Here is a 13,070-nt window from a genome sequence, read left to right on the forward strand (position 1 = left end):
ATACAATTAAAATAAAATGCAAGGTAAAGGACTAGTAAAATTCGCCGCAATAGCATTAACGCTTGCGTGTTTATATTCACTCTCATTTACGTGGATAGCGAATAAAGTTGAAAAGGATGCGCAAGAATTTGCTAAAGGAAATCCGGCAAAAGAAAAGGCGTATCTAGATTCTGTAGCTTCAGTACCTGTTTTCAGCAGCCTAAGTTATATCACCTACGAATACGCAAAACAGCGTGAGATTCCACTGGGTCTGGATTTAAAAGGTGGTATGAACGTGACTATGGAGATCGCTCTAAGTGACATGATCCGTAACCTCGCCAATAAAAATCCGGATGCAAACTTCAATGCAGCAATAAGAAATGCTGAGGCAGCGGTTGTAAAAGGCGACAATGATCTAATTGTTGCGTTCGCCAAGGAATATGAGAAACTCGTTCCTAACGGAAAACTTGCCCCCTTATTTGCTACAAAAGAAAATTCAGCAAATGTTAAGATCGATGCCAGCAATCAGGATGTTGTAAATTTCCTGAAGAAAGAAGCGGACGGCGCAATTGACCGGTCTTTTAACATTCTCCGTACTCGTATCGATAAGTTTGGTGTAACCTCCCCTAATATTCAAAAACAACAGGGAACGAACAGGATACTTATCGAACTTCCAGGAGTTAAAGACCAGGACCGAGTTCGTAATTTATTACAGGGATCAGCTAAACTTGAATTCTGGGAGACTTACGACAACAGTGAGATCTTTGCTCTTTTGCAGAATGTTAACAGCATTTTAGCTTCAACAAATAAGGCTGGAGACACTACAGCTAGCCCTGCAGCCGCTCAGGATACTGCAAAAAGCAAACTTGCCGCTCTTGGCAAAAAAGATACTACGGGTAAGGTCGACAGCGCTGCCGCTTTAAATAAAGTGCAGGCTGAGCAGGCTAAGCTTAATCCACTATTCTCCATCCTTAACCCTGCTACTTTCAAGGGAGAAAACGGACAGCCAAGCTTGCGTCCTGGACCAGTAGTTGGTTATGCGGCATTAAAAGATACAGCACGGGTGAATGCTTATTTGTCTTCACCTCAAGTAAAATCAGTCATCCCATCTAACATCAGGTTATTCTGGGGTGTTAAGCCAATTACACCAGAAAGCAAGGTATTCGAATTATACGCATTAAAAACAAGCAATCTTGCTGGTGGTCCGGCATTGGAAGGTGATGTCATCTCTGATGCACGTTCTGATTATGATCAGCGCGGAAACGCTGAAGTTGTGATGGTCATGAATACTGAAGGTGCCCGCGCCTGGAGAACATTGACAGCTAATGCATCTGCCGATCCAAATAATAAGAAAAGTGTTGCCATAGTACTTGATAACCTTGTTTATTCGGCTCCAACGGTACAGGGTGAAATTCCAAATGGTGTATCATCGATCAGCGGTAACTTCAAAATTGAAGATACTCAGGATCTTGCCAACGTTCTTAAAGCCGGAAGGTTACCAGCACCCGCAAAAATTGTAAGTGAGTATGTTGTAGGTCCTTCTCTTGGAGCCGATTCTATCTCTGCCGGATTGATCTCAACCATCGCAGGTATCGTGGTGATCCTGTTATTTATGGCCATGTACTACAGTACAGCTGGTTTAGTGGCAAATATTGCTCTCCTTGTTAACTTATTCTTCCTGATGGGTGTACTTGCATCACTGGGCGCTGTGTTAACACTTCCAGGTATTGCAGGTATCGTACTTTCCCTGGGTATGTCGGTTGATGCTAACGTGCTTATATATGAACGGATCCGTGAGGAGCTTTCGGAGGGCAAGTCTATACGACTTGCAATTGCTGAAGGATTCACTAAGGCGATGCCATCGATTCTCGATTCGAACATTACAACCTTCTTAACGGGTGTGATCCTTTACATCTTCGGCCAGGGTCCCATTGTCGGCTTCGCAACGACATTGATGATCGGTATTATCACATCTCTGTTCGCAGCTATCTTCATTTCGCGATTGGTATTCGAATGGATGCTTGATAGAAAGAAACCTATCAGCTTCTCGATAAAAGCAACTCAAAACCTGTTTAAGGATTCTAAATTTGACTTTATCTCAGGACGTAGAAAGTTCTATATTCTATCTTCAGCTATTATCCTGGCCGGAATTATCTCCGCCTTTACACAAGGATTCAGCCTCGGTGTTGATTTCTCTGGTGGACGTTCTTACTTTGTAGCGTTTGATAAACCAGTAGATATAGAGGATGCACGTGAGATTTTAACAAATACATTTGAAACACCTGTAGAGGTCAAGACTTTTGGTTCTTCCAACCAGGTTAAAATCACTACAGCTTACATGATCAACGACAATTCGCTTGCCGCTGATGATAACGTTAAAGTAAAGCTTGCAGAAGGTCTGAAAAAGATAAGTCCGGTTTATGAGATTAAAGATTCTCAGAAGGTTGGTCCGACTATGGCAGACGACATCAAAACCTCAGCAATTTATGCCGTTGGTTTCTCTATCCTGGTGATCTTCCTGTATATCATCATCCGCTTTAAGCGAATGGCATTTGGTTTTGCAGCGATTCTGGCACTTGTACACGACGTGCTTGTTTTGCTCGCGATATTTACCATATTCAACGGATGGCTTCCATTCTCGCTGGATATCGACCAGGCTTTTGTCGCTGCAATATTAACGGTCATGGGTTATTCTATTAACGATACGGTTGTTGTATTTGACCGTGTCCGTGAGTACATCGGACAACACCATTCGAAAGAAGAAAACCTGCCTACTGTTATTAACAATGCTCTTAACAGCACGCTGAGCCGTACCGTTATTACCGGTTTATGTACAATGGCTGTATTGATTATCATCTTCATCTTTGGTGGTGAAATCCTTAGAGGTTTCTCTTTCGCCATGCTGATTGGTGTGATCTTCGGAACCTACTCTTCCCTGTTCGTGGCTACGCCTTTCGTGGTGGAGTTCATCAAGGAAAAAGGCGATGAAGTAAAGAAAAGCTAAATCCTAAATTGATTTTATAAGATGAGAGTCCCGCAATAGCGGGACTTTTTTTGTTTAATTCATTTTATATTCAGATATTTGTTGTCATACTAACAATATGTATGGCAACAGAACTATTTAGTACTTATTCTTACCTGCTCGATCGTACGGCACGAAAGGTAAAGCAATATGCCCAGCGGAGATTCAATGCGGAGAATTATGACATTACCGTTGACCAGTGGATAATTATCAAACGACTAAATCAGAATAACGACCTAAACCAGACCCAACTTGCTGAGATTACCGGCAAGGACACTCCTACTCTTACGCGGATCATCGACATACTTTGCAAAAAGGGCCTCACCGAACGGCGGATCCACGCGACCGATCGCCGATGTTTTACGGTCCATTTGACTGAACTGGGAACACAAACAGTGGCGGAATGGACCCCAAAAATGGCAGAAATTAGAATGAAAGCCTGGGAGAACCTGACGGAAGAAGACTACATAAATCTTAAGCGGATCCTTGACACCATTTACAATAACCTGGACGACTAAGCGCCCAGTCCTGAAACCTGATACCTAAAACCTAACACCTAATACCTAATACCTATTACCTACTACCTGATACCTATTACCTAACACCAAAAAAATGATAACAACAGATATATGCATAATTGGAGCCGGCCCGGTCGGCCTGTTCTCTGTCTTCGAAGCTGGCCTATTAAAAATGAGATGCCACCTGATCGACACATTACCACAGGTAGGTGGACAACTCTCGGAGATATACCCGCACAAACCTATTTACGATATTCCCGGATACCCCGACATTAAAGCACAGGAACTCGTTGATCGCCTGATGGAACAAATTGCCCCTTTCGATCCAGGTTTTACCCTTGGAGAGCGTGTAGAAACCCTTGTAAAGCAGGATGATGGATCTTACCTGGTTGGCACGAATGATGGGACAATCGTTCACGCGCAGGTAATCGTAATAGCTGGTGGCCTGGGCTGCTTTGAACCACGTAAGCCAGAAATTGACGGATTACTTGATTTCGAAGGCAAAGGCGTGGAATATATGGTGAAAAACCCGGAACATTTCCGAAATAAGAAGGTGATCCTGGCGGGTGGTGGTGATTCTGCGTTGGACTGGACCATCTTCCTTTCAGATATCGCAGAACATGTAACGCTGATTCACCGGGGCGACACATTCCGCGGAGCACCGGATTCGGCTGAGAAAGTCCACGAACTGGCAAGCAGCGGGAAAATCGACCTTGTTCTGCAATCTAATCTCTTAAGCGTATCCGGCAACGGCCATCTAAAAGAAGTAAGCTACGTTGGTCGGGATAAGGTTAATATCACACAGAAAACGGATTACCTGATCCCTCTCTTCGGGTTAAGCCCTAAACTGGGTCCAATTGGCGGCTGGGGGTTGAATATCGACAAATCGGCTATTGAAGTTAACACGTTCGACTACTCCACAAATGTGGACCGTATTTACGCTATTGGAGACATTAACACCTATCCCGGTAAACTGAAACTTATCCTTTGCGGATTTCACGAAGCAGCTTTAATGGTTCAAAGCGCCTTCAAACATGTTTACCCTGACCAAAAACTTAGCTTTAAATACACAACTGTTTACGGTGTAAATGCATTTTAAAAATGATTAATATTATTGTCGAAGACCGGGATGGAGAGCAGCAGCCGGTTGAAATACCAGAAGATATAAGCTTGAGCCTGATGGAGGTATTAAAAGCCTCGGAATATAATGTTTTGGCAACCTGTGGCGGCATGGCACTATGTGCCACCTGCCACGTACAGGTGCTCGAGGGATTGGATCTGTTGCCCGCTCCTGCGGATGCAGAAATGGACATGCTCGACACCTTGCCGGATGCGGGCTTTGACAGCAGACTTGCCTGCCAGATCAGAATCGATGAACGCCTTAACGGGATGATATTCCGCATCCGTGGTGATGAGCAATAAGAGATGAGCTCAGAACTCCTTTTAATGTTACTTTTTTTTATCCGAACTTGTGTAGACCTAAAGCCTAAAGCCTATACCCAATGCCCAATGCCCAAAGCAAATTCACCCTTTAATTGTTAACCTTTACATACCCAAATAAATAACATGGACCATCAGACGAATAATTCAACGAAGTTTCCTAAAATAGTTATTGTAGGTGGTGGTTTTGGCGGGATAGAGCTTACAAAACGGTTAAAAAACAAAGAGGTCGAAGTTCTTATGCTCGACCGGCATAATTATCACACGTTCCAGCCATTGCTGTACCAGGTAGCAACCGGCGGACTTGAAGCCGATTCGATCGCATTCCCGCTGAGGAAAATATTTAAAAACCAGAAAAACTTCACATTCAGAGTAACCGATGTTGAAAGTGTCGATCCGTCAAGGAATACAGTTCACACGTCAATTGGGGAAATCAGCTATGACTTTCTGGTCATGGCGACTGGCTCCGACACCAATTTCTTCGGCCAAAAGGAAATAGAGCATTTTTCAATGGCGATGAAAACCATTCCGGAAGCGCTAAATCTGCGGAGCATGATCTTGCAGAACCTTGAAGAAGCTCTCGTTGTCACTGACCCGGTTGCCAAAAGCTCATTGTTGAATTTTGTAGTAGTCGGTGGAGGCCCAACTGGCGTAGAGCTTTCCGGATCACTCGCAGAGCTTAAAAAGCACATACTACCGAAAGATTACCCCGAACTGAGTATTGAAGATATTAATGTCTATCTGATCGAAGGATCGGATGAGTTGCTAGGTGTGATGTCTGATCAGGCTTCTGCCAAGTCAAAGCAATTTCTGGAAGAAATGGGTGTGAGAGTGTTTACAAATCTTCGGGTGGAAGCCTACGATGGAAATGTAATCAAGCTGTCCGACGGTCAAGCGATCAATACAAAGAACGTATTATGGTCTGCAGGCGTAAAAGGTGCAGTCTTGGATGGCCTTCCTACAGAGTCAATAGCCCGGGGAAACAGGGTTATTGTAGATGAATTTAACCGGGTGTCCGGCCAGGCCAACATCTTCGCTATTGGTGATGTAGCAGCACAAATTACTCCGGAAACACCAAATGGCTTACCTGGAGTGGCTCCTGTCGCCATACAGCAGGGGACACAGCTGGCAAAGAATATTATCAGGTTCATAAACAACGAGCAGCCCGAGGCCTTTAAATATTTTGACAAAGGTTCGATGGCAACCGTTGGACGCAATAAAGCAGTTGTTGATATCGGCAAGATCCGCTTTCAGGGCGTTTTCGCCTGGTTCGTATGGATGTTTGTACACCTGATGTCATTGGTTGGATTTCGGAATAAGGTCGTTACTTTTGTAAATTGGGTATGGAGCTATTTTAGTTACGATCGCGGAACTCGTTTGATCATCAGAAGGTTTAGCCGCCAATCAATGACCGAAGACCCGCTTGCAAAATAAAGCTACCTTATTCGCCCATTACCTAACACCTAATCCCTAAAACCTAATACCTAATACCTAACACCTAATACCTAATACCCAAATGCCAAAACTCATCGAATGCCCCCGCGATGCCATGCAAGGCCTTCACGATTATATACCAGCCGAACTGAAAGCTGAGTATATAAACTTGTTGTTAAAAGTGGGCTTTGACACGATAGATTTCGGCAGCTTTGTGTCTCCTAAGGCTGTTCCCCAGCTCAGGGATACTAGCGAAGTATTGGACATGCTTGATCTCAATTCTTCAGCGTCAAAATTACTGGCCATTGTCGCGAATGTCAGAGGTGCTGAAGAAGCTGCACGCCATGAACAGATAAGTTATCTCGGGTTTCCCTTCTCCATATCAGAAACATTTCAGCAGCGTAACACAAACTCAAGTATTGAACAGTCGCTCGCCACAGTTACAGAGCTTCTTAATTTATGTGATCGAACAAATAAGAAAGCGGTGATCTATCTATCAATGGCTTTCGGGAATCCTTATGGCGACGAGTGGAATAATGAAATAGCGGAGCATTGGACGCACGAGCTGGTGAAAGCCGGCGCCCAGATCATTTCCCTTGCTGACACAACCGGAGTTTCAAGCCCTGAAAAAATCAACTACCTCTTCCCTCATTTGCAACAGCAGTTTCCGGGTATTGAACTTGGAGTCCATTTACATAGTACACCCGAACTCTCCCTGGAGAAACTGGAGGCCGCGTGGAATAGCGGCTGCAGAAGGTTCGATTCAGCCCTGAGAGGTTACGGAGGATGTCCCATGGCCACAGATTCCCTAACCGGAAATATTGCCACTGAGGGGCTTATTTCATTCCTGGAACGACAAAAAGAGCCGCTAAACCTGAATATGGAAAAATGGCAGGAGGCATTGCGCTTTTCTCCGAGGATTTTTAATTGATCAGGAATTGATAATTATGGTCGATTCACATTTGACATAAACGGATAATCTGCGTTCTCCACACGCGCATCTTTCATAATTTCACTGATCCTTTTTACGATATCAGGATGTGCCGCAGCTATATTTTTAACTTCGGCAATATCATTATCGAGATCATAAAGCTCTACTGATGAGTCGAAGTTGGTCCGGGCATTTAGCTTGACACCTTTCCACCTTCCCATTCTAACAGCCTGTCTGCCGCCGTTCTCATGGAATTCCCAATACAGATATTCATGACCTGGCTGTTTTCCTTTTCCCTTAATCTCCGGCAATATCGATAGCCCATCAAGATTTCGGGGAGTGGGCTTACCAGTCATCTCAGAAAATGTGGGCATAAAATCCCAGAACGCGCCAATATAGCCGGAAATCCGTGCTTTTTTTATTACAGCCGGCCATGAAACTATCATAGGAACACGTATCCCGCCTTCGTACAGATCGCGCTTTACACCCCGGAAACCGGCGGCGCTATTAAAAAACTGGGGATCATTACCCCCCTCAACATGCGGTCCGTTATCACTTGTGAAAACTATGACAGTATTTTTCTCGATCCTTAGCTTCTTAAGCTTTGCTACGACTTCTCCAACATAATTGTCCAAACGTGTAACCATTGCGGCATATGCAGCGTGTGGATAAGGCTGTCCTTTGTAAAGAGATGGTTCAGTTTTAACGGTCTCAACAGTTTTTGGCACCTCATTGAATATTTTACGATAGTGGGAAAACAAACTGTCATTTTCAGGTAGTTCAAGACCTGCGTGCGGCAAAGTATACGATAGAAATGCAAAGAAAGGGCGGTTTTTATGCGTTTCGAGAAACTCGAGAGCCTTCCTTTGAATCAAATCGGGCGCGTATATCTCGGAAACTGTCAGCGTATTAGGCAGTGCGACCCGAATGTGGTTATCCCAAAGGTGATCCGGGAAGTAATCATGCGCCAGACGCTGGCAATTATAACCGTAAAATTGTGTGAAGCCTTGCTTGTTCGGGTCCCCCTCGGTTCCAATAAAACCCAGTCCCCATTTTCCGAAATTTCCCGTTGCATAACCAGCATCCTTAAACAATTCTGCAATGGTATATGCTGATGCTTGCAATGGGAACTGTCCTTCTGGTAGAACTTCCTTATTTCCACGAATTGGCGTGTGACCAGTATGCTGCCCGGTCATTAATGAAGAACGTGATGGAGCACAAACAGAGCTTCCTGCATAGAATTGCGTAAATCTGATTCCCTGTTTGGCCAGTGCATCAATATGAGGTGTCTTTATTAGTTTTTGTCCGTAAGCCCCAATATCACCATACCCCAGGTCATCTGCGATTATAAATATTACGTTCGGCTTATCCTTCGCATATCCCCTCGAACTACCTGATATCAGGATGATAGAAAATATCAAAAAGGTTCTGATGCATCTCGTCATAGCAGTAATGACAATTCAAACTAACTTTTTTTCACCATTTTAAAATGTTGAATTCCCGCTTCTTCAAATTGTGGACCTTCCTTAACAAAGCCAAATTTCTCATATAATCCAATCGCGGTCAATTGCGCATTTAAATAGATATATCCTGCTTCCTCAGGCAGATTATCTAAAACTGTTTGTACCAAAGCCCTTCCCATACCCTTCCCGCGAAACTCCTGCAAAACAGCAAAACGCTCCAGCTTATATCCTTTGTCAGTTTTACGCCACCGTGCGGCACCTGCGGGAACGTCGCCGACTGTACCCAGGAAATGCGTGGATTCATCTTCAAATTCCCATTCCAGTTCCGGCGGACAATTTTGCTCATCGACAAATACCTTTCTTCTTATTGCAAAGACTTGTTCAAGGTCTTCCGGATCCGTAACTCGCTTTACTTCTACTTTATTTTGCATTTCGCTTTATTACAGGTTTTTTAGATTTGCCTGTTGCATCAGACAACATGTCTTCCTTCTTGCCCGTCAGGCCAACTTTTTTTACCGGGCTGCTTTTTTTAGCTTTCTTAATCTGATCTACTTTTTCCGCCGCGTCAATTGAATGAGATGTATGAATATCATCCTCTTTCTCGGCAAGATCCGACAACTTCTCATAAAATTTATGAAGCTTGTCTAGTTCTTCCTCCGTCATATCTTCCAGGTCAACCATACGGTTACTGGCGCGTTCATCAGCGGCAATAAGCTCGTTTAACTTCAGCTGTATGGCCTTACTGTCCTTGTTCTGAGCTTTTTGGATCAGAAATACCATCAGGAAGGTAATTATAGTGGTACCCGTATTAATTACAAGCTGCCAGGTCTCAGAAAAATTAAAGAATGGCCCGGAGGCTGCCCAGGCCAGTATTACAAGGAAAGCTCCAGAAAAAGCATACGAACTCCCCGCCCATGAGGTCACTTTATTCGAAAAACGTTCAAAGAAACTTAGCTGTTTTTTGTTGCTCATATAGGGGTGGTTTTACACTGGTACGCTGTTGCTTTGGGTTTTGGGCTATGATCTCATAAATCTAAAGATTCTCTTTATTACACTGGAGCCGGATTCTCCTGCTTCTTTCTTCCTACCTCCTACTTCTTACATTCTACCTCATTCCTCTTAACCAACAAATCCAACCTTCTGGTTGGATTTGTTGGTTAGAATTTAAAGCTTATCATTTACGTTGATACAATTCAGGTCATCAAAAGCCTGGGTAAGACGTTTAACAAAACTTTCCTCTCCTTTCCTGAGCCAAACACGTGGGTCATAGTGTTTTTTATTCGGAGAATCTTCGCCGTCAGGGTTTCCAATCTGAGTTTGAAGATAGCCTTCCTTAGATTTATAATAATCCTTGATGCCTTCCCAGAATGCCCACTGCATATCGGTATCAATATTCATTTTAATTGCTCCATAAGATATTGCCTCACGAATTTCCTCTTTCGAAGATCCAGATCCGCCATGGAATACGAAGTTCACTGGCTTTTCTGCTTCCTTATTAAACTCCTTACGGACAAAATCCTGTGAATTCTTCAGAATGACAGGCTGTAGCTTTACGTTTCCTGGCTTGTAAACGCCATGGACGTTTCCAAACGCTGCAGCAACAGTGAATTTATCACTGACAGTACTTAATTCTTTATAAGCATACGCTACTTCTGAAGGCTGGGTATAAAGCTTAGAACTATCCACATCACTGTTATCCACTCCATCTTCCTCGCCGCCTGTTACTCCCAACTCTATTTCGAGAGTCATACCCATTGCTTTCATACGGGCAAGGTATTTCTTACTGATTTCGATGTTCTCTTCGATTGATTCTTCTGAAAGATCAAGCATGTGAGATGAAAACAAGGGCTTGCCATATTGTGCGAAGAACTTCTCGCCATGGTCAAGCAGTCCGTCTATCCATGGCAGCAATTTCTTTGCGGCATGATCTGTATGAAGTATAACGGCAACCCCATAGTGTTCAGCAAGCAAATGCACGTGGTGTGCAGCTGAAACTGCACCCAGAATAAATCCCTGCATGTTGTCGTTATTCAGCGATTTTCCAGCGTAAAACTGGGCTCCGCCGTTTGATAATTGTATAATGACCGGAGAATTGACAGCCTTCGCTGTTTCCATTACGGCATTTATTGAATTTGTACCAATAACGTTCACTGCTGGCAGAGCAAACTGATGTTTTTTGGCAGCTTCAAATAATTCCTGCACTGCATCACCATGTAGTACTCCTTTTAATTGCTTTAAGTCCATTCGTTTAGATTAATGTTTAGTGCCCCGAAATTAGGAAAATTCAAATCAGGATCAAGCAAATCATCATAGAATTCCATTGTTTATCCTAACATTTCAGGCATTGAGTTTGTGTGACCTTGCTTTCTTAAAATTTTTGTTTCTTTGTACGTTATACAGATATCCAAAATGGCCTGGTTTAAGAGAGAAAAAAAGGGGATAATTACTTCTACCGAAGAAAAAAAAGAAACACCTGATGGCATGTGGAACAAATGTCCATCGTGTAAGAAGCCCCTGCATTACGCAGAGCAGGTTGAAAACAAATACGTTTGTCATTACTGCGGTTACCACCTTAGAATAGGTTCAAAAGAGTATTTCGAGATCCTTTTCGATAATAATAAGTTCACCGAGCTTTTCGCGAATATCCGCTCAGGCGATCCTCTGAATTTCACTGACACTAAAAAATATACGGAGCGACTCGAAGAGAGTTATGCAAAAACAGGTTTAAACGATGCTATCCGTGCGGCTACCGGTACTTTAGGTGAACAAGAGCTTGTAATTGCCTGTATGGATTTCAATTTCATCGGTGGCTCAATGGGTTCGGTTGTTGGTGAAAAGATCGCCAGGTCGATTGATTACAGTATAGAACACAAGATCCCTTTCCTGATGATCTCGAAGTCAGGTGGTGCCCGAATGATGGAAGCAGCATTCTCACTTATGCAAATGGCTAAAACCTCAGCCAAACTTGCCCTTTTGAGCAAAGCCAAAATACCATACATTTCATTGCTTACCGATCCTACTACCGGCGGTGTTACAGCATCGTATGCTATGCTTGGTGACATCAATATTTCGGAACCTGGTGCCCTGATTGGCTTCGCCGGACCTCGTGTGATCAAGGAGACAATCAAAAAGGACCTTCCAAAAGGCTTCCAGACTTCCGAATTTGTACTCGAACACGGATTTCTTGATTTTATAGTCGACAGAAGGCAGATGAAAGCCAAATTGACGTCGTTTTTAAAAATGGTAAAATAGAGGGAAATGGAGAATGGGAAATAGAACAATAAAGTATTAACTCAATTCTCCACTGTCCATTCTCAATTCTCTAAGCCGAAAGTTCCTCGTAAGCTGCGGTTAGACTCCGTTCAATGCCCTGACCTTTATAATCTTCTGCGCCCGGGATAGAAGTAGCTTTTAATATCTCTTCCTTTGATTTACCGGCTTTTTTCTCATTTCCAACAAAGAGCAAAAGCTTCTCAAGATAGTTTTGCATTGCTCTCAGATCTTCCTTCTTACCGGTAACTTTTTCCGGATCCAAGGAGTGCCCAAATATAAATAGGGTATCGGAGTCAAATTTATTCACAGCCTTATCAAGTACCTGGATCCAGCTTTTAATGTTAGCACCCGCCGCCCTGTCAATGAAGGGAAAGCGTCTGTTAAACATCAGATCGCCCATATGAGCAATATTTGCATCTTCGAAATGAATGATCGCATCCCCGTTTGTATGGCCAGCACCAAAATATTGAGCATGTATGCCCTGCGATCCGACCTTGGTCTTCCACTGATCGTTAAACACGGTATCGGCGAATAATTGCTTGTCTTCCGATTTTTGGGCCGCAGCGGTAGCCCTTTGATTGATCAGGCAGTTTGCATGGCCTATCACGTGCTCAGCAAGACCCTTGAATGCAATATTACCTCCGGTATGATCACCATGATGGTGAGTGTTAATTAAATATTTAAAAGGCTTTTGCGATTTCTTTTTCAATTCCTCTATTAGATGGGCGGCTGTGTTGGCGAATTGAGTATCTACTACTACCACACCTTCGTTGTTTACCATCCATCCAATAGTTCCACCCTGTTCAGTGAAAATCCCGACATCTTTCCTAAGCAGCGTCATTTTGTACGGCGCCTGCATAATAAGATTTGCGAATCCTTTGTTTTGCAAAAGGGCAAGCATACCGATCGACATGCCGGCGCTTTGAATGAATGTTCTGCGTTTCATAAATATATTTTAACTAAAGTAGTGAATATCGGATAAATTAAAAATCCCGCTTGCGCGGGATATG

12 protein-coding genes are annotated in these 13,070 nt (G+C 43.4%); 7 read left to right on the plus strand and 5 right to left on the minus strand.

What is annotated here, in order from left to right; all coding sequences use genetic code 11:
* The first annotated feature begins 16 nt into the window (after positions 1-16).
* From secDF to B5X60_RS05395, 6 genes are all read left to right on the plus strand, one after another.
* Entirely contained in the window at positions 17-2,983 is a 2,967-nt protein-coding gene (gene secDF / locus B5X60_RS05370) for a protein translocase subunit SecDF (protein ID WP_079701584.1), read from the plus strand.
* A gap of 101 nt (positions 2,984-3,084) precedes the next feature.
* Positions 3,085-3,519, plus strand: a complete 435-nt coding sequence (locus B5X60_RS05375) for a MarR family winged helix-turn-helix transcriptional regulator (protein ID WP_079701585.1) — start codon at positions 3,085-3,087, stop codon at positions 3,517-3,519.
* Positions 3,520-3,613: 94 nt separating this feature from the next.
* Positions 3,614-4,618: an NAD(P)/FAD-dependent oxidoreductase gene (locus tag B5X60_RS05380; RefSeq protein WP_079701586.1), complete on the plus strand. Its 1,005-nt coding sequence runs from the start codon at positions 3,614-3,616 to the stop codon at positions 4,616-4,618.
* 2 nt (positions 4,619-4,620) lie between these two features.
* Complete coding sequence (locus B5X60_RS05385; RefSeq protein ID WP_079701587.1) at positions 4,621-4,941, plus strand: 2Fe-2S iron-sulfur cluster-binding protein; 321 nt, start codon at positions 4,621-4,623, stop codon at positions 4,939-4,941.
* A 144-nt stretch (positions 4,942-5,085) separates the two neighbouring features.
* The gene (locus B5X60_RS05390; RefSeq protein WP_079701588.1) at positions 5,086-6,393 is read left to right on the plus strand and encodes an NAD(P)/FAD-dependent oxidoreductase; all 1,308 of its coding nucleotides are present in this window, start codon (positions 5,086-5,088) and stop codon (positions 6,391-6,393) included.
* Positions 6,394-6,475: 82 nt separating this feature from the next.
* Positions 6,476-7,324 carry a hydroxymethylglutaryl-CoA lyase gene (locus B5X60_RS05395; protein WP_079701589.1) on the plus strand — a complete coding sequence of 283 codons (849 nt, stop codon included), beginning with the start codon at positions 6,476-6,478 and terminating at the stop codon, positions 7,322-7,324.
* A 14-nt stretch (positions 7,325-7,338) separates the two neighbouring features.
* Here the strand turns inward: B5X60_RS05395 and B5X60_RS05400 are convergent, their stop codons facing one another.
* The 4 genes from B5X60_RS05400 to fbaA all read right to left on the minus strand — a co-directional run bounded on the left by B5X60_RS05400 (position 7,339) and on the right by fbaA (position 11,031).
* Positions 7,339-8,769 (minus strand): arylsulfatase, encoded by a 1,431-nt coding sequence (locus B5X60_RS05400; protein ID WP_079701590.1) that lies wholly within the window; start codon positions 8,767-8,769, stop codon positions 7,339-7,341.
* Between the two features lie 20 nt (positions 8,770-8,789).
* Positions 8,790-9,218, minus strand: coding sequence for a GNAT family N-acetyltransferase (locus B5X60_RS05405; protein WP_079701591.1), 429 nt, complete (start codon positions 9,216-9,218; stop codon positions 8,790-8,792).
* Positions 9,208-9,759: a low affinity iron permease family protein gene (locus B5X60_RS05410; RefSeq protein ID WP_079701592.1), complete on the minus strand. Its 552-nt coding sequence runs from the start codon at positions 9,757-9,759 to the stop codon at positions 9,208-9,210. The genes B5X60_RS05405 and B5X60_RS05410 overlap by 11 nt, the downstream gene beginning before the upstream one ends.
* Positions 9,760-9,951: 192 nt before the next feature.
* Complete coding sequence (gene fbaA, locus B5X60_RS05415; RefSeq protein ID WP_079701593.1) at positions 9,952-11,031, minus strand: class II fructose-bisphosphate aldolase; 1,080 nt, start codon at positions 11,029-11,031, stop codon at positions 9,952-9,954.
* Positions 11,032-11,196: 165 nt separating this feature from the next.
* On the opposite strand from fbaA, the gene accD reads away from it, so the two are divergent.
* Positions 11,197-12,039: an acetyl-CoA carboxylase, carboxyltransferase subunit beta gene (gene accD, locus B5X60_RS05420; RefSeq protein WP_079701594.1), complete on the plus strand. Its 843-nt coding sequence runs from the start codon at positions 11,197-11,199 to the stop codon at positions 12,037-12,039.
* A gap of 70 nt (positions 12,040-12,109) precedes the next feature.
* Here accD and B5X60_RS05425 read toward each other — a convergent pair whose 3' ends face one another.
* Positions 12,110-13,006 carry an MBL fold metallo-hydrolase gene (locus B5X60_RS05425; RefSeq protein ID WP_079701595.1) on the minus strand — a complete coding sequence of 299 codons (897 nt, stop codon included), beginning with the start codon at positions 13,004-13,006 and terminating at the stop codon, positions 12,110-12,112.
* Positions 13,007-13,070: the final 64 nt, after the last annotated feature.

Origin of the sequence: Daejeonella lutea, assembly GCF_900168015.1 — a bacterium.
Lineage (GTDB): Bacteria > Bacteroidota > Bacteroidia > Sphingobacteriales > Sphingobacteriaceae > Daejeonella > Daejeonella lutea.